23 protein-coding genes are annotated in these 22,898 nt (G+C 62.6%); 4 read left to right on the top strand and 19 right to left on the bottom strand.

Annotation, left to right across the window (positions count from 1 at the left end; translation table 11 throughout):
- Positions 1-5 precede the first annotated feature (5 nt).
- Genes benD through SPHME3_RS0114590 form a run of 7 tightly spaced genes read right to left on the bottom strand, consistent with a single transcriptional unit; the run spans position 6 to position 6,162 of the window.
- Entirely contained in the window at positions 6-782 is a 777-nt protein-coding gene (benD, locus tag SPHME3_RS0114620; RefSeq protein WP_018250966.1) for a benzoate diol dehydrogenase BenD, read from the bottom strand.
- On the bottom strand, positions 779-1,801 hold the full coding sequence (benC, locus tag SPHME3_RS0114615) for a benzoate 1,2-dioxygenase electron transfer component BenC (protein WP_018250965.1): 1,023 nt from the start codon (positions 1,799-1,801) through the stop codon (positions 779-781). The genes benD and benC overlap by 4 nt, the downstream gene beginning before the upstream one ends.
- A 24-nt stretch (positions 1,802-1,825) precedes the next feature.
- Positions 1,826-2,350 (bottom strand): benzoate 1,2-dioxygenase small subunit, encoded by a 525-nt coding sequence (gene benB, locus SPHME3_RS0114610; RefSeq protein ID WP_018250964.1) that lies wholly within the window; start codon positions 2,348-2,350, stop codon positions 1,826-1,828.
- The gene (locus SPHME3_RS0114605; RefSeq protein ID WP_018250963.1) at positions 2,347-3,699 is read right to left on the bottom strand and encodes a Rieske 2Fe-2S domain-containing protein; all 1,353 of its coding nucleotides are present in this window, start codon (positions 3,697-3,699) and stop codon (positions 2,347-2,349) included. Before SPHME3_RS0114605 ends, benB begins: the two co-directional genes overlap by 4 nt.
- Before the next feature lie 30 nt (positions 3,700-3,729).
- Positions 3,730-4,656, bottom strand: coding sequence for a catechol 1,2-dioxygenase (gene catA / locus SPHME3_RS0114600; RefSeq protein ID WP_018250962.1), 927 nt, complete (start codon positions 4,654-4,656; stop codon positions 3,730-3,732).
- A gap of 58 nt (positions 4,657-4,714) precedes the next feature.
- Complete coding sequence (gene catC / locus SPHME3_RS0114595) at positions 4,715-5,005, bottom strand: muconolactone Delta-isomerase (protein WP_018250961.1); 291 nt, start codon at positions 5,003-5,005, stop codon at positions 4,715-4,717.
- Positions 5,005-6,162 (bottom strand): muconate/chloromuconate family cycloisomerase, encoded by a 1,158-nt coding sequence (locus SPHME3_RS0114590; protein ID WP_408021007.1) that lies wholly within the window; start codon positions 6,160-6,162, stop codon positions 5,005-5,007. Before SPHME3_RS0114590 ends, catC begins: the two co-directional genes overlap by 1 nt.
- 112 nt (positions 6,163-6,274) lie before the next feature.
- On the opposite strand from SPHME3_RS0114590, the gene SPHME3_RS0114585 reads away from it, so the two are divergent.
- The 3 genes from SPHME3_RS0114585 to SPHME3_RS0114575 all read left to right on the top strand — a co-directional run bounded on the left by SPHME3_RS0114585 (position 6,275) and on the right by SPHME3_RS0114575 (position 11,111).
- Positions 6,275-7,201, top strand: coding sequence for a LysR family transcriptional regulator (locus SPHME3_RS0114585; protein WP_018250959.1), 927 nt, complete (start codon positions 6,275-6,277; stop codon positions 7,199-7,201).
- Positions 7,202-7,674: 473 nt separating this feature from the next.
- Complete coding sequence (locus SPHME3_RS0114580; protein WP_051076128.1) at positions 7,675-8,529, top strand: transporter; 855 nt, start codon at positions 7,675-7,677, stop codon at positions 8,527-8,529.
- A gap of 176 nt (positions 8,530-8,705) precedes the next feature.
- On the top strand, positions 8,706-11,111 hold the full coding sequence (locus SPHME3_RS0114575) for a TonB-dependent receptor (RefSeq protein WP_196801627.1): 2,406 nt from the start codon (positions 8,706-8,708) through the stop codon (positions 11,109-11,111).
- 252 nt (positions 11,112-11,363) lie between these two features.
- On the opposite strand, the gene SPHME3_RS21110 is transcribed toward SPHME3_RS0114575, so the two are convergent.
- The 11 genes from SPHME3_RS21110 to SPHME3_RS0114520 all read right to left on the bottom strand — a co-directional run bounded on the left by SPHME3_RS21110 (position 11,364) and on the right by SPHME3_RS0114520 (position 20,895).
- Positions 11,364-11,720 (bottom strand): hypothetical protein, encoded by a 357-nt coding sequence (locus tag SPHME3_RS21110; protein WP_156021385.1) that lies wholly within the window; start codon positions 11,718-11,720, stop codon positions 11,364-11,366.
- Positions 11,721-11,850: 130 nt separating this feature from the next.
- Positions 11,851-12,132, bottom strand: coding sequence for a hypothetical protein (locus SPHME3_RS0114565; protein WP_018250955.1), 282 nt, complete (start codon positions 12,130-12,132; stop codon positions 11,851-11,853).
- Between the two features lie 470 nt (positions 12,133-12,602).
- Entirely contained in the window at positions 12,603-13,277 is a 675-nt protein-coding gene (locus tag SPHME3_RS0114560) for a glutathione S-transferase family protein (protein WP_018250954.1), read from the bottom strand.
- 103 nt (positions 13,278-13,380) lie between these two features.
- The gene (locus SPHME3_RS0114555) at positions 13,381-13,971 is read right to left on the bottom strand and encodes a flavodoxin family protein (protein WP_018250953.1); all 591 of its coding nucleotides are present in this window, start codon (positions 13,969-13,971) and stop codon (positions 13,381-13,383) included.
- Between the two features lie 57 nt (positions 13,972-14,028).
- On the bottom strand, positions 14,029-14,487 hold the full coding sequence (locus SPHME3_RS0114550; RefSeq protein ID WP_196801626.1) for an Rrf2 family transcriptional regulator: 459 nt from the start codon (positions 14,485-14,487) through the stop codon (positions 14,029-14,031).
- 275 nt (positions 14,488-14,762) lie between these two features.
- The gene (locus SPHME3_RS20170) at positions 14,763-15,398 is read right to left on the bottom strand and encodes a TetR/AcrR family transcriptional regulator (RefSeq protein WP_018250951.1); all 636 of its coding nucleotides are present in this window, start codon (positions 15,396-15,398) and stop codon (positions 14,763-14,765) included.
- Positions 15,399-15,788: 390 nt separating this feature from the next.
- The gene (locus tag SPHME3_RS0114540) at positions 15,789-17,246 is read right to left on the bottom strand and encodes an efflux transporter outer membrane subunit (protein ID WP_018250950.1); all 1,458 of its coding nucleotides are present in this window, start codon (positions 17,244-17,246) and stop codon (positions 15,789-15,791) included.
- Positions 17,243-18,121: an efflux RND transporter periplasmic adaptor subunit gene (locus tag SPHME3_RS0114535; protein WP_018250949.1), complete on the bottom strand. Its 879-nt coding sequence runs from the start codon at positions 18,119-18,121 to the stop codon at positions 17,243-17,245. Before SPHME3_RS0114535 ends, SPHME3_RS0114540 begins: the two co-directional genes overlap by 4 nt.
- The gene (locus tag SPHME3_RS0114530) at positions 18,118-18,333 is read right to left on the bottom strand and encodes a DUF1656 domain-containing protein (RefSeq protein WP_018250948.1); all 216 of its coding nucleotides are present in this window, start codon (positions 18,331-18,333) and stop codon (positions 18,118-18,120) included. The genes SPHME3_RS0114535 and SPHME3_RS0114530 overlap by 4 nt, the downstream gene beginning before the upstream one ends.
- Positions 18,330-20,357 carry an FUSC family protein gene (locus tag SPHME3_RS0114525; protein WP_020493496.1) on the bottom strand — a complete coding sequence of 676 codons (2,028 nt, stop codon included), beginning with the start codon at positions 20,355-20,357 and terminating at the stop codon, positions 18,330-18,332. The genes SPHME3_RS0114530 and SPHME3_RS0114525 overlap by 4 nt, the downstream gene beginning before the upstream one ends.
- Positions 20,347-20,895, bottom strand: a complete 549-nt coding sequence (locus SPHME3_RS0114520) for a MarR family winged helix-turn-helix transcriptional regulator (RefSeq protein WP_081614868.1) — start codon at positions 20,893-20,895, stop codon at positions 20,347-20,349. The genes SPHME3_RS0114525 and SPHME3_RS0114520 overlap by 11 nt, the downstream gene beginning before the upstream one ends.
- 103 nt (positions 20,896-20,998) lie before the next feature.
- Between SPHME3_RS0114520 and SPHME3_RS0114515 the strand changes: the two genes are divergently transcribed.
- Entirely contained in the window at positions 20,999-21,946 is a 948-nt protein-coding gene (locus SPHME3_RS0114515; RefSeq protein ID WP_018250944.1) for a LysR family transcriptional regulator, read from the top strand.
- 18 nt (positions 21,947-21,964) lie between these two features.
- On the opposite strand, the gene SPHME3_RS20165 is transcribed toward SPHME3_RS0114515, so the two are convergent.
- Positions 21,965-22,738: an aspartyl/asparaginyl beta-hydroxylase domain-containing protein gene (locus SPHME3_RS20165; protein WP_051076127.1), complete on the bottom strand. Its 774-nt coding sequence runs from the start codon at positions 22,736-22,738 to the stop codon at positions 21,965-21,967.
- Positions 22,739-22,898: the final 160 nt, after the last annotated feature.

Raw genomic sequence — 22,898 nt, 5'->3', positions numbered from 1 at the left:
GTGCCCTATCCGAGATCGCCACCGGCGACGGGAAGGACCGATCCGGTGATATAGGAGGCTTCGTCCGAAGCGAGGAACAGGATCGGTCCGACCTGCTCGTCGATGGTGCCGTAGCGCTTGAAGAAGGTAGAATCTGTGACCTGGCGGACGGCTTCGGCCATCCAGCGCTGCTCGTCGGCGCTATCGCCATTCGGATTGCGGGCAACCCGGCGGGGCGGCGCCTGCGTGCCGCCCGGCGCCGCGGCTACGACGCGGATATTGTGCGCGGCATATTCCATGGCGAGACTCTGCGTCAGCGCGTTCACACCGCCCTTGGCGGCGGAATAGGGGACACGGTGAATCCCGCGGGTCGCATTGGAGGATATATTGACGATCGTGCCGCCCCCTCGCGCCAGGAGATGGGGCAGGACGGCGTGGCAGCACCAGAGCGTCGGCATCAGCGAACGGCGGATCTCCGCCTCGATCTGGTCGGGCTCGAACTCGGCGAAAGGTCGCATCCGGATCGCACCACCCACCCCGTTGATCAGGATATCGATCCCGCCGAACCGATCGACGGCGGCGGCGAGGGCGGACGCTGCGCCGTCATGGGTTTCCAGATCGCAGACGTAGCTTGCCGTATCGCCGGGCGCGCCATCGGCGACCTCGGTCACGAAACTCGCCCGGTCGACGAACAGCACCCGGCCCCCTTCAGCCGCGGCACGCTCCGCTATCACGCGTCCGATACCCTGGGCGGCGCCGGTGACGACCAGCACCTTGCCGGCGAAACGGTCCTTGAAGATCATGCCGGTAGCGCCTCGCTGGCGGCGAATTTCTCATAATGGAAATGGGTTGGTTTCACGCCCTTCTCGATGAAGAACTGGCGCACCGCCTCGACCATCGGCGGCGGGCCGCAAAGATAGATGTCACAATCGCCGGCATTGACATGCTCGTCCTTGAGATGGACGGTGACATAGCCCTTGAGGGGGTGCGCGCTCTCGGGATCGGCGACGCACGACGCCCAGGTGAGCGTCGGCAGACGCTTGGCCAGCGCCTCGATCCGGTTAAGCTCGACGAGATCACCATCCTTGGTGACGCCGTAGATCAGGTGGATCGGCTGGTCCGTCCCTTCGTCCGCCAGCACCTCGAGCATCGACAGCAAAGGCGCGAGGCCGGTGCCGCCGGCCAACATCAGTACCGGTCGATCGACTTTGCGCAGGAAAAAGCTGCCCTGTGGCCCGATGAACGTAACCGCGGCGCCTGGCTGAGCTTCTTCGGCGAGCCAGCCGCTCATCAAGCCGCCTGGCACATTGCGGATCAGGAAACTGGCCTGCGCCGCTCCTGGTTTCGAGCTGAACGAATAGGAGCGATGTTCATTCGTGCCAGGGACGACCAGATTGACATATTGGCCGGGCAGGAAGCCAAGTTCCTCGGGTTTGTCGAGGTCGAGTGTCAACAAGATGGTGCTGTCGGAGACCATCTCGATCGCGCTGATTGTGCCGCCATGCTCGGCAGGTTTGATCTTGCAGGCGGTGGACGGCACCGGCACGTCGATCACGCAATCGGAGGAGGGTACCATCTGGCAGGTGAGGACGAGACCCTCTTCCGCCTCGTCCGCGGTCAGTGCGTCCTCGACATAGTCGTCGCCGAGGTCATAGTCGCCCTGTTCGCAGCGACACTTGCATGTGCCGCACACGCCGTCGGAGCAATCCATCGGCAGGTTGACCTTTTGGCGATAGGCGGCATCCAGTACCTTCTCGCCCGTGTTGCAGTCGATGAAACGGGTGACGCCGTCCTCGAAGTTAAAAGCGATACGATAACTCATTCTATCCTCTCCGGCAGGCCAGCGTCAGATGTGATAGACGTCGATGACCTGGTGGATGTAATCATTCTTCAGGACCACTTTCTTGCGCAGGATGACGGGCTCCGCGCCGGTGGTATCGAGCGTGTAGAAGGAGGTGCCGAAAAAGCTGTCCGTCACCTTGTAGCGATGGCTGAGCGTGTTCCAGTTGAAGCGCAGGTCGAGTTCGCCGTCGCGCTCCTGCAGGATCTCGACATTCGCGATGAAGTGGCTGGTTCGCGGCTCCGGCATGGATGCGCCGGAGCGCTCGGTCTTGATACGGAAAACCCGGTCCTCGAGACCCTCGCGGTTGGGATAGTAGATCAGGGAGATATGCTTGTGGGGATCTTCGACCAGCTGATCGTCGTCATCCCAGGCGGGCATCCAATATTCCGCCTTCGGCGAATAGCAGTCGAGCCATTCGTCCCATTGACGGTCATCGAGCAGCCGCGCCTCGCGGTAGAGAAAATCAACCACGCTCTGGCGATCGATGCCGGATGCGCGGGTCGGCTCGGGGGCGAGAAGGGTGCTCATTCAGCTGCCTCCAGCACCGGCGCGTTCTCGTGGAGAAGCGCCGTCTTGAGCGTCTCCGCCCAATATTCGTGCTGGCGCACGAATAGCCCTTCATCCTCACTGCGCTCGCCGCTGAGAATCGGTTCGAGACCGATGGCCCTGGCATTGTCGTCCGGCCCGTCGATCCAGCGCAGCGCGCCGCGGCTCAGGTCGTTCCACACCCCGTCGGCGGCCTGATAGGCGGTCTGGCAGGCGCGGAACTCTTCCAGATCGTCCGGCGTGCCCATGCCGCTGACATTGAAGAAGTCCTCATATTGACGGATGCGCAGGGCGCGCTCCGTGCTGCTCTCACCCTTGGGCCCGAAGCAGTAGATGGTGATCTCCGTCTGATCGACGCTGATCGGGCGGACGACACGGATCTGCGTCGAGAACTGGTCCATCAGATAGACATTCGGATAGACGCCGAGGTTGCGCGTCTGTCCGACGATAAAGCCGGCCCGCTCCGCGCCCAGCCGTGCCGTCAGTTCCTCGCGATGGGCGAAGACGGGGCGCACTTCCGGATTGAGCAGATTGGTCCAGAGCAGGATATGGCCGTTCTCGAAACTGTAGACGCCGCCCACGCTCTTCGACCAGCCATTGGCATCGACGGTGCGCGTGCCGTCCGCTTCGTAATTGCGGTGGCCCATCGTCGCGGCGTAGTTCCAGTGGACCGAGCTGACGTGATAGCCGTCCGCGCCGTTCTCCATCTGGAGCTTCCAGTTGCCGTCGTAGATGTAGGAGGAATTGCCGCGCAGAACCTCCAGCCCGTCCGGCGCCTGGTCGACGATCTGGTCGATGACGGCCTTCGCGCCGCCCAGATGCTCCTCCAGCGGGAGGACATCGGGATTGAGGCTGCCGAACAGGAAGCCGCGATAATTCTCGAAGCGTATCCGTTTGAGGTCGTGCGAGCCATCGGTGTTGAACCCGGCCGGATATTCGCCGGTCTTGCCGTCCTTCACCTTGAGCAGCTTGCCGGCATTGTTGAATGTCCAGCCATGGAAGGGGCAGGTGAAACTCCCCTTGTTGCCATGCTTGCGCCGGCAGAGCATGGCGCCTCGATGCGCGCAGGCATTGATGACGGCGTGCAGCTCGCCACCCTTGTCGCGGGTGATGACGATGGGCTGGCGGCCGATCGAGGTGGTGAAATAATCGTTGGGCTCGGGGATCTGGCTCTCATGCGCCAGATAGACCCAGTTGCCCTCAAAAATATGCTTCATCTCCAGCTCGAACAGTGCCTCGTCGGTGAAGATGTCGCGACGGCAGCGGTAGATGCCGCGTTCCTTGTCCTCGACGACGGCCTGATCGAGCCGCTCCAGCAAAGTGGTGCCCATCATCATTCTCCTGTTTGCGTTTTCAGGCGTTCAGGCGTCCTGCAGGGCGCGTGCGCGGCTCGATTCCTGCTCTTCGTTCGTCTCTTCGGCCGGGTTCAGCACGAAGTCGAAGGCGATCTCCGCATAGGGCGCGTTGAGACCGGCGGCATGGATATCGCTTGCGACGCTGTGGCGAATGACCGGAGGGATCAGCTCGTCCCTGGTCGCATAGGCAAAATCGTCATGCACGAAGGGATCACCTTCGATGTTGATCTGCGTGGTCAGATGGCGATAGCCGTGCGCGGAGATGAAGAAGTGAACATGCGCGGGTCGATTGCCATGGCGGCCGACGGAAGCCAGCAGCTTCTCGATATTGCTGCCGCCCGGCACCGCGTAGCCCGAGGGCAGGACGCTGCGGAAGCGATAGCGACCCTCGGCATCGGTCTCGATCCGACGGCGCAGATTGTAATCCGTCTGGGTCTTGTCGAAATAGGAATAATTGCCCTTGGTATTGGCGTGCCACACATCGACGATTGCGTTGGCGATGGGCTTTCCATCCACATCGCGGACCTGGCCGTGCATGATCAGCACCTCGCCGTCATCGCTGCCGTCGTCCAGCCGTGCCTCGCCCTTGAGGAGCGGCGCGCCGGCCACGTAGAGCGGGCCTTCGATCGTACGCGGCGTACCTTCGGTGATGCCCTCGGCCTGGTCCTTGAGATCGGCGCGGACATCGAGGAAATGTTCGAGGCCCAGGCCCGCCGCCCACAGCCCGAATTCCGGCGCGCCGGCGGCAATGAAGTTGAGCGCATGCCAGAATTCGTCGTCGGTCACGTCGAACTGGTCGATCGTCTCGAACAGGTCGGACACGATCTTGCGGACGATCGCCTTGAGCCGCTCGTCGCCGGCGCTCGGCTGGTCGGCGCCCGCGATCCGATCGAGGAAGCCCTGGATATCGGGAGATTGCGTCAACTGGGTCATTTCAAATATCCTCTCGACTTGAAAGAGTTTCTTGGGTCCGCCTGCAGGGACCACATGATCAGCGATCATCCTCCCGGATGGAGGAGGGATGGCGGCACAGCGGCGACACCCGGATCTCCATGAACGGGAACAGCGGCAACGTGCTCAGCAGGTCGTGCAGCTCGCCGGGGCTATCGACATCGAAGATCGAGACGTTCGCGTAGCGCCCGGCGAGGCGCCAGATATGCCGCCATTTGCCTGCTTCCATCAGTTCCTGGCAGCGCGCTTTCTCGGTTGCCTTGAGCGTATCGATGCGCGCCGGATCGGCATCGGTGGGGATGCGGACATCCATCTCGACGTGGAACAGCATCAGCGGCCCCCCGTGACGGCGTGCAGGACGGGACTGGTGCGGTCCCGGCGGAAACGGGCCACCTTGTCTTCGTCGAGTGCGACGCCGAGGCCCGGGCCTGCGGGCACCACGAGCGAGAAATCCTCGTAGCGAAGCGGCTCCGCGAGGATCTCCTCGGTGAGCAGCAGCGGTCCGAACAACTCGGTGCCCCAGTCGAGGCGGGGGAAGGTCGCGAAGAGCTGCGCCGAGGCGGCCGTGCCGACGCCGGCCTCGAGCATCGTCCCGCCGTAAAGGCCGACGCCTGACGCCATCGCGATCGCCGCGACGTCATAGGCCGGATGCAGCCCGCCCGACTGGGCGATCTTCACCGCGAACACGCGCGCGCCGACCGAGGCGGCGACCGCGAAGGCGTCGCGCGGGCCATGCAGAGCCTCGTCCGCCATCAGGGGGATCGCATGGCGCGACGAGAGCCGTTTCATGGCGGGCAGGGCATCGCGCGCCACCGGCTGTTCGACGAGATCGCATCCGCAATCGGCGAGCAGCCCCATGCCGAGGTCGGCCTGCGCCTCGTCCCAGCCCTGGTTGACGTCCACCCGCACGCTGCCGCGCTCGCCCAGCGCCTTCTTGATCGCGGCGACATGCGCCACATCCTCACGCACGCTGCGCTTTCCGATCTTCAGCTTGAAGATCGCGTGGCGGCGCTGCTCGATCATCGCTTCGGCTTCTTCGATGTCGCGCGCCGTATCGCCGCTCGCCAGCGTCCATGCGACCGGCAGCCGGTCGCGCACGCGCCCGCCGCCGATCAGCTCGGACACGGGAACACCGAGGCGCTTGCCGGCCGCGTCCAGCAGTGCGGTTTCGACCGCGCATTTCGCGATGTGGTTGCCCACCACATGGCGCCGGATCTTGGCCATCGTCTCGCCGATGCGCGATATGTCGCAGGTTTCGAGGACGGGCGCGATATAGGTGTCGATGGCGAGCTTGATGCCTTCGGGGCTCTCGTCGCCGTAACTCAGGCCACCGATCGTGGTCCCTTCGCCAACGCCCTCGATGCCATCGTCGGCGTGGATCCTGACGAGGACGACGGACTGGCTGTGCATGGTCGCCATGGCGAGCACATGAGGCCGGATCGTCGGCACATCGACAATCAGGGTATCAATGCTGACAGATCGACTCACCACGCAGACCATCCTCAAATTAGCTTGTGTGCGGTGATATCTACGTTAAGCTAAGGGGCAGAGGCAAAGATCATTCGGGTCTAGGCATTATACCCGTAAGGTATGACGACGCATGGACCTTCGGCAGCTTCGCTACTTTGTAACGCTTGTAAACGAACGGAACTTCACCCGCGCGGCCGATAGGTTGCGCATCGCCCAGCCGCCGCTGAGCCGGCAGATCCAGCAACTCGAGGCGGAGATCGGCGCCGAACTGATCGACCGTTCCGCGCGGCCGCTTCGACTCACCGAGCCCGGGCGGCTTTTTTACGAGCAGGCCGTTCAGGTACTGGCCCGCGTGGAGGAAATGCGCTCGATGATGAGCCGGGCGCTGGTGATCGAGAAGCGCCGCTTCGTCATAGGGTTCGTGGCCTCGACGATCTATGCCCATCTACCCGAGCTCATCCGCGAATTTCGCGCGGAGGCCCCGGATGTCGAGTTGAGCCTGATCGAGCTCGTCAGCCTGGAGCAGATCAGCGCGCTCAAGGAGGGGCGTATCGATGTCGGGTTCGGACGCGTCCGCTTCGAGGACGAAGAGGTGCGCCGGACGGTGTTGCGTGAAGAGCAACTCGTCGCGGCGATCCCCGCCGGGCATCCTCTCGCGAAGATTGATGGTCCTGTCTCCCTGCGGCAGCTCGCCGATGAACCGCTGATCCTTTACCCGAGGGCGCCGCGACCTGGCTATGCCGACCAGGTGATCGCGCTCTTTCACGATATCGGCGCGGAGCCGCGCATCGCGCATGACGCGCGGGAGTTGCAGATCGCCGTAGGACTCGTTGCGGCTGAAGAAGGCGTGAGCATCGTCCCGGTATCCGTCCAGAAGTCTCGCGTGAACGACATCCGCTACCTGCCGCTGATCGAGCGGGCAACGTCCCCCATCATCATGAGCCATCGCATCGGTGACGCCTCGCCAGAGCTTGCTCTTATGGGGCGCGTCATTGCCCGCATGTACCCGCGATGGGGCTACGACGTTCCCGAGCCCTTTCGCTGCGCAACATCGTGACGGATGTCTGACCCGGACCTCTTCATTTCCGGTATAGTTTGAATACTCCGATAGTCTTGGACAGGCGGCCGTCTCCTGTTCAGTTTCAAGAGACTGCCAGTGTCGAACCTCTACAGCGGCGACCCTGAGCAACGCGGAACTACCGCACGTTTCGGAGGGGATATATGCTGCAGACAAAGGTAGTTCGTCGCTGCTGAGGGCAAGGCCCCATGGCGTTCGGCCATTTCAAACATCGATGGATAAATACCGGAAGCTCAGCGGCCTCGTGCGCCTGCGCGTCTTACCGGGAGAGGAGGGCTTGGATGGGCCATGTCGTTCCGGATTTCTTGCGATCGCGGCACGTTGGAAGGCCAGATGGCATCGTCGGCGATCAGCGGCGGCGACAATCCCGCATGTGGTCCCTTCGCAGCATGTCGGGGTGGCCACGGATGAAGTTGAGCGCCACATTACGCACGTCCATTCTTATGGCGGCTATGACCATGACCTGGATGGCCGCGCCAGCCGGTGCGACCGACGTGGATCCGGGCGATTATACGGCGCTCCCTCCCGGGACGAACATGTTCCTTATCTACGGTCAGCATATCCACCGCGATGAACTCCGCACGCCCGATGGCGCCACGTTGAAGTCGGGCACCAGCCTGGACACTTCCGTCACGCTCCTGCGCTACGTGCATTTCACGAAGCTTGGGCCTTTCGTGGTTGACCCGCAGATCATCCTGCCGATCGGTTCGGTGCACAACGCGCGTGTCGGCGGACAAGGATTGGGCAAGGATACCGGTCTTGGCGATGCGCTGATCTTCGCAACCATCTGGTTCGTCAACAAACCTGGCAAGCGCCCGACCTATGTCGGATTTTCACCGATCATCGGCGTTCCGACCGGCGACTATGATCCTGAGAAGGGGATCAATTTCGGGAACAACCGGTACACGTTCAATCCTCAGATCGGCGTTATCCAGGGGATCACCGACCAGGTCCTGCTCGATGTCTACGGCGACGTCACCTTCTATGGCGACAACAACAAGGTGGGGCGCCTGCACCAGACGCTCAAGCAGCACGAAACCTACGAAGTCCAATCCTGGCTCCGCGTCGCGATGCCCGATAGCAAATCCACCCTGTCGGTCGGTTATGCCGGCTATTGGGGCGGCAAACAGTATCTGGACGGGATCTACCAGGGGCAGCGGACCGAGCACCAGCAGTTGCGGCTCGCGGCGCAGACGATGCTGACGCGGAGCTTCCAGCTCGAGGCCATCGTCGCCCGGGATGTGCAGGCCAAAGACGGCTTCCGGGAAGCCGGCCGGTTCCAGCTCCGGCTGCTCAAGATTTTCTGATCCGACGACCACGGGGCCGAGCCACGCAAGATGTGCCGGCCCCTTAACAGGGAGAGAATGCTATGTTCAAAAGGGCTTTGGGAGTCTCGTGTCTTCCTTCCTCTATCTCGGCGCTATCGCTGATCGCAGCGCTTGGCGCCTGCGATGCCGCCGCTGCGCAGACGCCGGGTGAGGCCGTGGCTGCCCCGGATGGCACACCGGTGCAGACTGCGGCGGGGCCTGGGCCGGCCGGGATTTCCGACATTGTCGTTACCGCCCGCCGCCGCGAGGAAAGCATCCAGAATGTGCCGATCTCGATCGCGGCGTTCGGCGGTAGCACGCTGGCCGAGCGACAGATCGATTCCGCGGACAAGCTCACCCAGCTTGCGCCGAACGTCCAGTTCAGCGCTGTCGCCCCCGCTTCGGGAAACAGCTCTTCCTCGGCCATCTTCATCCGCGGTGTCGGCCAGACGGACTTTCTCGCCTCGACCGATCCCGGGGTCGGCTTCTATGTCGACGGGGTCTATTTCGCGCGGGCCAGCGGCACCGCCATCTCCCTGCTGGATGTCGACCGCGTCGAGGTGCTGCGCGGGCCGCAGGGAACGCTCTTCGGCCGCAATACCGTCGGCGGAGCGATCCAGATCTTCTCGGCGCGACCGAGGTTCGACAAGATTGCGGGGAATGTCGGCGTGACGCTCGGCGATTATAATCGCCGCGACGTGCGCGGCGTCCTCAATCTGCCCGTCAGCGACACACTGGCCCTCCGGTTTGCCGCGACGAAGCGTGTCCGTGAAGGCTATGTCACCAACATCCTGAACGGCCGTGACCTCGGCGATGTCGATACCTTCGCGGGCCGCGCGAGCTTGCTGTGGAAGCCGACCGACAAGCTCGAAGTCACGCTGATCGGGGACTATACCAAGGACGATGTCCACGGTTCGCCGACGGTGTTCGGCGGCATCAATACGAGCGCTGCGTTCGTCCGGTTCGCGTCGGCGATCGCAGGGTGCCCGGGCTTCGCGCTCACCACGCCGCCCACGCCGGTTCCCGAAAACACCGACCGCCGCTGCGCGAACAACCAGTATCTCGGCCTCGGGCCCTACAAGGTTGCCTCCAATGCCCCCAGCAAATCCGAACTGGAAATGTACGGCGTCGGGCTGACGGTCCAGTATGAGCTTTCCGACTGGATGACCGTGAAGTCGATCACCGCCTATCGCAAGACCAAGCCTTTCTCCATCCGGGATGCCGACAACACGCCGCTCCAGATCCTCGAGACGGTCAACAGCGACAATATCAAGCAGTTCACGCAGGAGTTGCAATTCCTGGGCGATGTCTGGGACGGCCGCCTCAAATATCAGTTCGGCGCCTATTATTTCCGCGAGACCGATTACCAATTCTATCCTGTCTACCTTCCGTCCCAGATCAGTCCGACGACAGGCGAAGAGTTGCGCGTCGGCGGCCTCAATAACAATGCCTCCATCAAGAACCAGTCGATCGCCCTGTTCACGCAGGAATCGTTCGCGATCACCGACAAGCTCAACCTGACCGTCGGCCTTCGCTATACCCGGGACCAGAAGGAAGCCACGCCGGACGAGACCGCGGCGGCGTCGGGCTATGGCTACACCAATGTCGGGTATAATGTCGCCTATCCGGCGCCACTCTCCGGCCAGACCGTATGTCTGGGGCCTCCGAGGACTGGAGCGGCGGCCGCGACCTGCGCGGGCTCGAATGTCTATCTCTTCGATCCCGTTCTCAACAAGAAGACCATGAGCAAGGTCACCCCCGCCGCGACGCTCCAGTATCAATGGACGCCCGAGCTTATGACCTATGGGAGCTATTCGAAGGGCTTCAAGAGCGGCGGATTCAACACCCGGATCGTCCAGCCGGTGATATCTGCCAACGCGCCGACCGGCAGGGAATTCCTGCCGGAATTCGATCCCGAACAGGTCACGACATACGAGATCGGCGGCAAGCTATTGATCGGGCGCACGTTGCGCCTGTCGGGCGCGGGCTTCATCTCGAAGTACAAGGACATTCAGATCGTCGTTCGCGAAGGCGTGGCGCCTGTCGTGCGCAATGCCGGCAAGGCGACGATCAAGGGCTTCGAACTCGAAGGCACCGCCAATCCGGTCCGTCCACTGCTGATCAACTTCGGCGTCGGATACACGAACTTTCAATATGACAGCTTCACGGCCGCGCTCGAGGCCGGCCAGGTTGGACTGGCGCCCGGTGCTTTGGGGCGTGTCGACCTCAACGACAAGCAGGCCTATTCCCCCAAATGGAGCCTGAACGGCGGTCTTTCTTACCGCATCAAGGTCGGCGAGGGGTCGATCACGCCGCGTGCCGACATTTCCTATCGTAGCAAGACCTATTTCGATGCGCCGAACACGGAGCAGATCGCCCAGGGCAAATACGCCCTGGTCAATGCAAACATTCGCTACGAAGCACCGGGCAACCGATTCAGCCTCGCGGCCGGGATTACCAACCTGACCAACAAAGCCTATCGCGGCAGCGGCAACTCATCGCTGACCGCTTCCTCCGGCTACGCCGAAGTGACCTATGGCCCGCCGAGAATGTTCACCTTCGAGGGGACGTACAACTTCTAGGCGTCACGCCCCGCCACAGCATGGTCCCCGGGGTCTGACGCATCTTCCGATCGGATGAAGCGGCTTACCCGAGCGGCCGTGCCGGGTTCGCACAAATCTCCAGCGGGCTCGGCCTGGCGCTACCCGTCCACCGATGCGGCCGCGCCAGGCTGGAGGCCCAAGGCCCGATTGGGCAAGCGGCGACGAAAGCACGATCCCTATGCGATACGCGCGGTTGATGACAACGATTCGCGAACCCGGGGAGAGCGAGTTCTAGGTTTCCCGTTGCAATACCGCGCGTATGAGCCTGCAACTTTCCGGCGAATAGCCACGATTCAGCAGATCAGCCTCTGCCTCCTGTGCGCGGCTGTCTCCATGAATGAAGAGGACGCAATAGCGACGAAGCGCCTCGAGCCTCGCGTCGGCGAGTGGATTTTGAACCTGGATATCGAATACGCGTTCGATAAGCCGGCGCATGCGCCCGACCTGGGACACGCTGCGCAGGCTGTCCTGCCTGGACAGCTGCGCGACCTGCATCGTAAGCCGATCGAGTTCCTGTGAGCCACGCGTCTTTGGCGTGAACGAGCCAGACACTTCTTCGGTAAATGCCTCGGCAAAGTCGAGAAACATCACCGCCTCCTGACCGCTTCAAGCGGTGCCCAGCACCGGGATGACTGCATTTCCAGCCATCGCGCCATGACGCCCAAGGTCATCTCGTCTATTCCGATTCCCCAGAAACGGAGTATTCCAGTCGCAAACCTCATGGATGCGTCCCCCGGGCGGGATGCCCAAAAAAGTGGGGCGCGGCCGTGACCACGATCAGCGCACAGATGATGATCGCGATGAACAGATCATCAAGAACCCGTAAAAGCGCCACGAAGAGAATCGCGACTATCGCCACGGTGGCGGCGCAGAACGAGACCGAGGACAGTCGGGCCAGCATGTGCGGCCGCGTAAAAGTCGAGATCGATCTTCGCTTGCGGTCGCCGTTCAGGAGCAGAGATGGCGTGCGGCGCACAATGGGGAGCAGGAACCGTTTCATGTCTTCAACCAGGGTCTGAGATCAAGCTGGTGTCTGCGCCGCGCGGACGCGCAATTCAAAGATCGAATTGCTACTCGATGATACCGCTGCGGTATGGACTCACCCTTCGCTCTCGTGGATCATATCTGCATACCGCAGCGGAACTCTGGTCCTGCCAGCTTGGGAAGACGATCCCGCTCACCGCGCGATAGGCTGGAGACCGGGCTTGCCATCGCACCGGACGATTAGCCCTCTCTCCTGATCGACGCGCTGTTGAAGAGGCGAAGATGCGCGCCGACGTTGAGGACGGACAGCTTCTCCTCGAACCTCGATGCGGCGCCACCGGTCACCGTCACCTTTTCCCGAGAACAGGGTCTGGGCCTGGTCCGGCGGTCCCGCGACTATTGAAGCCGAGATCCAGTGAACCCTTTGGTCGCCTGGCGGGGCGGCTGCGTTGACGCCAGCCCCGCCATTTGTCGTTGCATCGTTGCTCAGAGCGCCATCGTCCTGCCGAACAGGGCTCTTCGCGCTTCATCGTCAATGTCGGACTTGAGCTTGAGCGTGTCGCGAAGAGCGATCGCGCGGCCCGCTGCCGGACGCGCATTCATCGCCTCATGCCACCGCCGAAGATGGCTCAGCGAAGAATAAGCCTCGCCGACGATGCCGGGTGCGAAATTCACCCAACCCCATGCAGCGAAGTCGACGATCGAGCAGCTGTCTCCAAGTGTGAAGGACCGATCGGCAAGGCGCGCATCGAGAATCTCGAGATGCCTTTCGGCTTCTTTCATATAGCGGTTGATCGCGTAAGGCAGCTTCTCCGGTGCAAATTTCACGAAATGGACCGCCTGACCAGAATATGGCCCAAGCCCTGTCGCGATGAACATCAACCACGATAGCAACTCGCCGCGCGAACTACCCGCCGGTGCGCCGAACTGGCCGGTCTTTTCCGCCAGATAGAGAAGAATCGCATTGGAATCGAACACGATCTCACCGTCATCCACGATCACCGGCACCTTGGCATTCGGGTTGAGCGCGGTGAAGGCCGGGATATGCTGATCTCCCTTGAAGATGTCGACGGGGATCATCTGGTATGGAAGTCCCGTCTCCTCGAGCATCAGTGCGACCTTCATTGGATTGGGTCCCGAGTGAAAATAAAAATCGATCATAGGTTGTGTTCCTGTTGAGCTTGTTCGCAGAAGTTCGGCGGCAATGGTGCCTATTGTCCTTCTTCCTGAAGTGCGCCGCGCACGACGGACCGGCCATTCCCGTTCAGTCAGCGCGCCCGCGCACGAACTGAAGCGTCGTTTCCGCAACGCGCCGGCCAAGATGCTCGGCGGTACGCAGGTCGGCGGCGGGAGGAGCAACATCGGGCCCTTCGTCAGCGTTCGATTGTGCCGACGCGCCGAGCCAGATCCCTAGCCGGTTAAGGTCCTCTTCCGATCCTGTGCTGGAATTGTTTGCGGGCGGTAGGCCGAGGCTGACCCAGTGCATGCCCTGCTGGGCCGCAAAAAGCGCGATCTGGATCAGCGTCGCAAGCTTGTCGCCAGACCGCGAGGCCGAGTTCGAGAAGCCGGCCGCGATCTTGTCTTTCCAGGCGAAGCCCTTGGCGAAGACGGTGCTCGAGGTCAGGTCCAGGAAGGCTTTGAACGGCGCGGACGCGCTGCCCATATAGGTCGGCGCGCCGAAGATGATGGCCTCCGCCGCCTCCAGATCGTCCCAACGGGTCTGGGCCTCTTCGACCGTCAGCAGCAGGGCCTCAGCGCCCTCCACCTGGTCCACGCCCGTTTTCACCGCCTCGGCCTGCCGGGCAGTATGGCCGTATCCGCTGTGATAAACGATGGCGATGCGAATGTCCGACATATGCAAACTCCTTTGTATATATGTTGGCGACATACCAGCATAATGAGGTAAATGAGATCATCCTTGCCAGGGAATGGTGAACTGGCCCCGCCGGGCGATGTCGGCGGCGACTTCCGCGATCGAAACCCTTTGCAACTCCTCCTCCAGCGCTCGACGGGCGCGATCGAGCGCAGGGAGCATCGCGGCCTGGATATATTTGCCGACCACGCATTTCTCATCGGGCGGCGAGCGATGCAGCGAAAAAATCTCGCAGTCCTCCACGGCCTTGTAGACGTCGAACAGGCTGATCTTCCCGGCGGGCCTCGCCAGCAGGGCTCCTCCGCCCAGGCCCATCTGCGCCGTCGAGAGACCGGCATCGGCGAGCCTGGAGAGAATAGACCGGATGACTGCCGGATGGGTGCTGGCGCTTCTTGCGAGATCCTGGGACCGCACGGGCCTGCCCTCGTTCACGGCGAGCGCGGCGAGCGTATGGACGGCGACGGCGAAGCGAGTGCTGGTGGGCAAGTGAAAGACCATATCCGGATGTGTTGTCATAGTGATTACACATTGGAACGGGTCCTTCAAGCCCATAAGAATGCCGCACCGGACACATGTATTTTTGTCCGGGGTGCTTAGCGCTCTGGTAAACCTCTCGCGCCGGCACATCGTATAGCGCTATGAACGCACAAAGTTACGTTGATGTAAGGCCGTCCGTCCGTCGCGGGCTTGTTCGGAATGCGTGCCACCAACTCGCTGGTCGGAGCCTGCCGACTGTACGAATTGAATTTCCCATGGCGGGATCCAAAATCGTTTTATTGTTGAGCGATAGCTTCCGGTGTGACGTTCGAATCTACATTGATGGGCGAGAGACGCTCCATCAACGTGTCGAGCATCAGGTTCGCCGCGCCGCGGATTGCCGAACCATCGCATCCGGTCGCGGCCTGGACAGACATGCCGGAAAGCGTGATGGAAATAAGCCGCGCCAGATCGACTGAATCGACGTCGCTCCTGAGCTGCCCGGTCTGGATCGCGATGGATATCCGGCGTTCAAGTTTCCATTGCCGAAACCGTCGTCGCCGTTCGACAAAATCGCGAATCGCCTCGCAGCACGGAGCACCGGAGAGGATGGCGAGGAAGCCGGTCGGGCCGCTGTCTGCGGCCAGGACGGCACTATCCACATTGCCGGTCACAAGATCTTTCAGGACGTCACGAATATGGACCCGCCGCAGGGCGGTTCGAAAATAACGAAGCCGTGTCGCTTCGAAGCGCAGAAAGGCGTGGCGAAAGAACGATTCTTTAGGGCCGAATCTCCGGTAGAGGCTCGGCCGGCGCAGGCCGGTTGCATGCTCCAGATCGTCGATGGTAGTCCCTTCGAATCCCTTGGCGCAAAAAACCGCCATGGCCGCCTCGAGCGCCACATCCGGATCGAACGAGAGATGCCTGCCCATGTGCGTTAACCGGTCAGCTCGCACCGGCGTATCGGGCGAGTTGGATCTTCCCGTTTTGCTGCGGTGTGGGATGGCTGAGTCGCGCAAGTTGGCGGCTGCTTATTCCGGGATGCCAAGTTATTGGCTTGCGGAATGATCCCCATGACTTTCATGTGTGCAGCAGCCGATCGAACGGGCAATTTAGTTCTTCCTATCGATGGATTGCTAGGCGTAGCCGGTGTTTCAGCCGCTGTCGTGCCATGATCGGGCGTGACGCATAGCGCTGCATGTCCCGGTCGCATCGATTGTAACGGGTTGGGGTGCATAAGATGAGGATGTGACCTTGAGCGACATAACACCATAGGCCGAGGTCCAGCTAACGATAACCGGCCGCAAATCTGCTGCTTCTGCTTAACGTGCAGTTGCTTTTGCTGCTGTCGAGCTCTCCTGCGGTTCTGGTCGCTCAGTTCCGTCCGTCCAACCTCCACCAAGTGCCAGGAACAGATCGACCTGCCGGTCGACAAGCGTCGCACGCGATTGTGCAAGCGTTGCTTCCGCGCTCGCCAGACTGGCCTGGGCGGATAGAACATCGATGAAATTGGTCCGTCCGAAATGATAGAGTCGGCTTGCCTGGTCGCTTGCCTTGCGTGTGTCGCCCTGGGTGAGCTCGAGGGCATGGTTTCGATCTGCTTCCCGCGCATAGGCCGACAAGGCCGTTTCGGTCTGCCGCAGCGCTTCGATGACGGTGCCGTCGAAATTGGCCGAGGCGGCTTCCGCCGCAGCCCCAGCCTCGGCGATCCGGGCATGCGCGACCGACCGATTGGGAAAGGTCCATGAGAGGAGGGGACCCAGACTGCCGCCGAAGCCGTTGCCCGAAAGGAAAGCCGAGAACGGGCCTGCGAAGCCCATCGAGCCGCCGAGCGAGATATGCGGGTAAAGTTCCGCCGTCTCGACTCCGATGGTCGCCGTCGCGGCGTGAAGCTGGCGCTCCGCCGCGCGGACATCCGGGCGCCGGCTGAGCAGCGCGGCACCGTCCCCGATCGGGATGAGCTGCCGGAGCGAAGGCGGAGCAGCACATTGCTCGGCCTCGCGAGGGTAATCCGCAGGCGCGCGCCCCATAAGCGCAGCCAGTTCGTACAGGGCAGCCTGACGGCTGGCAAGGACGCCCGGAATAGCCGCGGAGCTCTGGTCGACGGCCGCCCTGGCGCGCGTGACGTCGAAGGCGGTGCCGCGCCCACCGCTCGCAAGGCGTGTGGTAACCTGCAGTGTTTGGCGCTGCACATCGAGCACGCGTTGGGTGGCGGCGAGCGTCACGTTCGCAGAGCAGACGGCCGCGTAGTTGCGTGTGACCGCCGCAGCGACAGTCACCCGGACCTGGTCGCGTGCTGCCTGTTCAGCCTCGCTGTTGGCGCGCGCCGCCTCGATCCCGCGCTTGATGCCGCCGGCCAGATCGAGCGGGTAGGATACCCCCGCGCCCAGATTATAGGTGTAGGACGAGCCGGGGCCCGTAAAGCCGCCGATGCGGTTGATATCCGCGCCGCCCGAGATGGTCGTCTGGATCGTCCGGCCCGCTTCCGCCTCGCGCACGACATAGCTTGCACGCTTCAGATTGGCATCTGCGGCACGCAGATCGGTATTCGCCGCGAGCGCTTCCGCCACATAGGCGTCGAGCCTTGCATCCTCATAAAGATGCCACCAATGGTCGGGGAGGGGAGCCGATATGTAAACCGCCTCGTCTCCGCTGTGGAATGGCGCGTTTGCCGACGGTGACTTGACCATCGCATGGTCCGGAATCCTGAAATCCGGACCGGCGGTGCAGGCCGACAGCATCGCCATCAGCAGTCCGGACGCGGCGGCATAGCGTTTCATGACCGCTTGCTCCCCGGCAGGATCGTGACGGTCGCTGTCCGCCCGGGAATAAGCGCGGTGTTCGGAGCCAGCCGATCGATATGGATCCGGACCGGAATGCGTTGGGCCAACCGGACCCAGGTGAATGTCGGCGCGACCGTTGGCAGCAGGTTACCGCTATTGCTGCGCTGGTCATCGGCGATACCGCCGGCGATGCTGTCGACATGGCCCTCCATGGGCTGCGACGCGCCCATGAGCCGCACGGTCGCGCGGTCTCCCACGCGAATGCCGTCGAGCTTGGTTTCCTCGAAATAACCCTCCACCCTCAGGGTGTCGGTCGCGATCAGGGCCATCGCCTGCGTGCCGACCCCGATATAGTCGCCAGGATGAAGATCGAGATTGGTGACCTGACCGTTGACGCTTGCGCGGACCTCGGTCCGTCGCAGATTCAGCGCGGCGGTCTCTCGGGCCGATTGCGCCTGCATCAGCGCCGCTTCCGTGGTCAGCACACGGGCGACGTTTTCCTCGTGGGTTTCGGCCGCGACCAGATCGCCCAGCGCGAGATCGCGCCGCGCCGTCTTACGCGCCATATCGAGCGTTGCTTTCGCGCTTGCGATGTTGGCGTCGGCCTCATCGAGCGCGGCCTGATACCTCGGCCGGTCGACTACGAATAGCAGGTCGCCGGCATGTACGGTCTGGTTGTCGCGCACATGGACCTCTGTCACCAGACCGGAGACATCGTTCGTGACACGCACCACATCGGCGCGGACATGTCCGTCGCGCGTCCAGGGCGAGATCTCGTAGCGGTGCCACATAGCGACCGCGACGAGCGCCGCGACAACGACGATGACGAGGGTCGCCGCCAGTCTGATCAGATAAGGAGCAAAGCGTTTCATGACAGGGATCCGGAAATGCCGCTCACATCCGCGAGCGCAGCAAGAAGGAGAAGGAAGATGGCGAGATCGACGATTGGTCGATGAACGATGAACCGATAGAAACCGATCGTCGAAAGGAGCATCGTCACGACGCCGCACAGGATGAGCGCGACAAGCCCGACCAGGATGAGGGTCGGAACGAACACTCCGAAGACCGAGATTTCACCGATCATGCTTGCGTCTCCAGGAGAGGTGTGGCGGCATCGGGAAAGAGGCTGCGCCGCAGACCCACCAGAGCGAGCGAGAGCGCCCGCGCGGCATCCTGCGGAAACCTCGCCGCGCTCCTTGCCAGGAGCTGGTCGAGCTGCCGGCAAGCATCTTCACCCGTACCGGGAGCCGATGAACCGGCCGCTTCGAGATGGTCGTGAACCGCAACCAGAACAGACCCGATGGCACCATCGGCGTCAGCCAAGCCCTCGCTGCCCCTGATGCGGCGAAGCTCGTCGATGTTGATGCCCGCCCGCGTGTCCGCCAATATTCCTTCAAGCGTGTCGGACGAGGCCTCTCCGCGCGCGACATGCGGATAGAGATAGGCGACGCGGTCAAGCATGGTGGCGAGCCAGCGCTCGGTGCGGGGTCCGGCACGGCTCAGGCATCGGCGAGCCAGGTCACGCCGCGTGACCTGAAGCAGCTTGCGCGCACGAATGTTACCGTCGACGCTCGCAAAAAGTGTCAGGCTGATCACAGGCGCAGCCATTCCGGCGAACTGCGCCATATTGCCGTTGATGAGGGCATCGAGGCTGCTGGAATAGCGATCGAGGAGCCCGATCGAGGTGGGCAGCGTCACCATGAAACCGAGCGCATAGGGTGCGGTCGGAGGCATGGTTGTCATGCCTCCCATCAGGAGGAGCGCGGGAGCCAGAACCATGACCAGCGGTACGAAGTCCGTGACACGCGGGAAGATCGCGAAATCGTAGATCGTGCAGAACAGCGTCGCGACCACCGCGCCAACCAGCATCTTCCAGCCGGTCGCGGAATCGGCGCCGATGCTCGCAAGGATGGCTCCCACGGCGCCCGCGATCAGGGCGGCTGTGGCGCCGTCAGGCCAGGCGGTCCCGATCCAGATCGTGCAAAGCAGCAGAACCGCGGTTGCGACTCCCACGGCCGACCGGATGGCGGTCCCGTGATCGCGGTGGAGCGGGCGATGACCGGCGCGGCGCAGAACGGTTTCTATCTCTGTCGGTGGCATTGCATGCGGATCGGCTATCAATGTTCGCAAAGCGGCGCAGGCACCGTGGGATTGGATCAGTTCGTTGAGGCGCACGAGCAGGTTGGCCAGCAGCAACTCAGACCAGGTCGAGGGCGCGGTCGGTTCCAGTTCGCGCGCACGGCGCGCAAGCATCGTCGCTTCCGCGTCGAGATGCGGGCCGGACAGCAGCCAGCCGCGCGTGTCCGCCAGCAGCGCCTCGACCTTTCCCGGCATCGCTCCGGCTGTACGGAGCTGGTCGATCCGGTCGAGACACGCGGCGCCCAGCGGCATGATGAGGGAAATCTGATCCTGGAGCGCCCGAACCACCGATATTCGCGGCTGCAGGCGCGCCATGTCGAACGGCAGATGAATCGAAAGCTGGTGAAGATCGAAGATGTCGACCGCGAGACGGCGTCGGTCCCGATCCAGAGCTGCCTCCGGCCGGTCGGTCAATGTATCAGCCGACCAGCGCGCTGCATCCCTGAGGATCGCATCCACGCGAGCGATCAGACGAGAGGTGACGGTTTGCGGAAGGATCACGCCATGGATCAGGCTGGCGCAGAGGATCCCGAGCGTGATCTCCTGGACGCGCAGGATCGCGGTGGTGAAGATGGCATCGGGCGCGGAGACCGAAGGAAAGCCGATGATGCTCGCCGTATAGCCGGCGAGCAGGAAGATGTAGGACCGCGGAGTTCTGTCCAGCAGTCCGAAATAGACGCAGACGCCAAGCCAAAGGGCCAGTGCAAGCGTGAGAAGCTCGGGCGCGTTGACGAGGTTGGGCACGAGGATCACCGCCGTCGCAGCGCCGAGAATTGTGCCGAGCACTCTGAACAGGGCTTTCGACAGAACCGCGCCCGCGAGCGGCTGCGAAACGATGTAGGCGGTCAGCACCGCCCAGGACGGACGGGGAAGGCCGATGCGCAGTGCGATATAATAAGCGAGCATCGCTGCCACGAGGCACTTGAGCGAGAAGAGGGCATCGCGGACGCCGAACAGATCAGAGCTCATTGCGCCGTTCCCCGTCGAGCGATCGGGCGATCCTGCGGATCACGCGCAGGGCTGTGGCGAGATCCTCATCGTCGAAGCCTGCCAGCGCCGTAGCCCGGAGCGCCGCTATTGCCTGCTTGACTTCTCGCGCGGCGTCTCGACCACTGGCGGTGAGCCGAACGCGGCGCACCCGGCGATCGATGGGATCGAAGAGACGTTCGACATAGCCGGACTCCCCGAGCGCATCGACGAGCCGGACGAGCGATGCCGAATTGATATCGAGACCTGAAGCCAGATCGGTTTGCCGAAGATCGTCGCCGAGTTCGTCCGTGAGAAGCAGGGCGAGACCAGTGGCTCCCGAAAGCCCAAGTCTGGCCAGCTTCATGTCGAGCGCATGGCGCCAGGTGCGGGCGAGCGGAACGAACTCGCGAGTGAACTCGCTTTCCAGTGCAGCGCGGCCGCCCGCTCTGCCGTCCTGGATATCCAGGGGCATGCCGTTGCGCTTTCCACAGGATCGGGGCGATGCGCGTTGCCCTGCGTCCATCTTCTCGGTAGCCATTGTCAGGAAAGCCTTTCGGGGTGATCGCCCGACGGGTCATTTGCGCTGACGGAATGGCTGCGTAAAAGATCGTTATGGTTCGAACGAATACCGTGGGGGTATCGTGTACGATGTGAAACATCTCCGCTATTTCGTCGCCGTGGCGACCGAACGAAGCTTTACGCGTGGCGCTGAGCGGCTCAACATGGCCCAGCCGCCGCTGAGCCGCCGGATCCATGAAATGGAGGAGGAACTCGGAACGAAGCTTTTCGACCGTGAGGCAAGGCCGCTCGCCCTCACGCCCACAGGCCAGCTTTTCTACGAGCAGGCGATCCAGGTCATCCAGCGAGCCGAGCAGATGCGCACGACGATGAAACGCTTTGTCGCCTCGGAGCGCCCGCGATTTGTCATGGGGATCGTCTCGTCAATGCTCTATGCGCGTCTGCCGGAGGTGGTGCGTCGTTTTCGTGCGCGGGCGCCAAATGTCGACCTGAGTCTCGTCGAAATGAACAGTGCCGAACAGCTATCGGCTCTCAAGGAGGGGCGCATTCATGCGGGCTTCGGACGCCTGCGCCTGAATGATACGGCCGTGCGTCGGGAAATTCTGCGGGAAGAGCCGCTGGCGGTGGCCATGGCGCCCGACCATCCGCTTGCCGCCGGCGATGGACCGCTCGAACTCGAAGCTGTGGGCGATCTTCCACTCATCGTTTATCCCAAGGAGCCGCGCCCGAGCTATGCGGACGTCGTTATATCGATGTTCCAGGATCTCGGCATGTATCCGTCCCAGATCATCGAAGTGCGCGAACTGCAAACGGCGCTCGTCATGGCAGCGGCGGGCGAAGGAGTATGTGTCGTGCCGGACTCGGTGCAACGCATGGGCCGGGTCGACATCGCCTTTCGCGCACTCGGCGGCGCCATGACGATTCCGATGATCCTGAGCCATCGGGTCGATGACCGTTCCGAGGAGCTCCACACCTTGTTCCAGGTGTTCATGGACGTCTTCGCGGAATGGGGCTTTCCGCTGCCGCAGGGCATGGTCGACGCGATCAGCGGTAATCAGGAAACGGAATAGACGTCGAGACACGCGGCATCAAGACCCTTCACGCTGATCGAGCTCGTCGAAGGCGCGCTGCCACCTGTCAATGTTCTTAAGCGCTTCCTTCACGAAGGCCGAGCGCCGGATGCCAGCCAGAAAAGCTTGCGCGATTGCACGGCCAGGCTGTGCGAGCGGGCGCTCGAACTGAACAAGCAGCACGATCCGGGTTCCGTTTGTGCCGTTCCAGACCTCGTGATGCCAGGTATCATCGAAAACAAGCGTCTCTCCTTCGCGCCAGCCGAGTGTCTGGGTACCGACGGTCATGAAAAGGCCCGCGCCACGGGGAACCTGCAGGCCCAGATGACAGGTTAGCAGGCCTTTCGTGACGCCCCGATGCTTGGGAATGTGAGTACCCGGCCGCAGGACGGAAAAGAAGGCGCTGTTGAGCCCGGGCACCTGACGGAGCAACTTCTCCGTCCTCGGGCAGCGCGCCAGATTGCGTTCGACACGCTGGCCGTAACCGATCAGGAAAAAGGAGCGCCACCCCTCATCGGTGGCGATTCTGGTATGATCCGGGGAAATCTCCCGCAGGGTGGGAACAGCATCGGACGATTGTGTGACTGCGAGCGCTTCCGATTGGATGGCTCCCCAATTGGAGCGAAGCATCTCCGTCCAGGGAAACATCGCAGGATCAAGGGCCGGATCGTTTGGAACGCGCGATGAGCGGGCGATCAAGGCGTCCAGCGAGGGCCGCATTTTCTTGCCCAGCCTGATGAGAAGCGGCCTTTTGCCCGCCCCGAGGTGGGCGCCTCGAGAATCATCCGTCACCGTTCACCCACATGCCGGTTCTCGATTATACCTCCAGAAGGTCCGGAGCGCCCCTGTACGACCATCAAATCCGCGCTGAACCCGGTTTCAGGAGGATGCTCGACACATCGACACGCCGCGGCTCCCGATTGGCCCCGTTCCTCGAAAGAGCCAAAGATCG

It is taken from the genome of Sphingomonas melonis DAPP-PG 224 (assembly GCF_000379045.1).
GTDB lineage: Bacteria > Pseudomonadota > Alphaproteobacteria > Sphingomonadales > Sphingomonadaceae > Sphingomonas > Sphingomonas aquatilis.
Note: the sequence above shows the minus strand (reverse complement) of the source record. Positions and strands in the feature narration are given on the sequence as shown.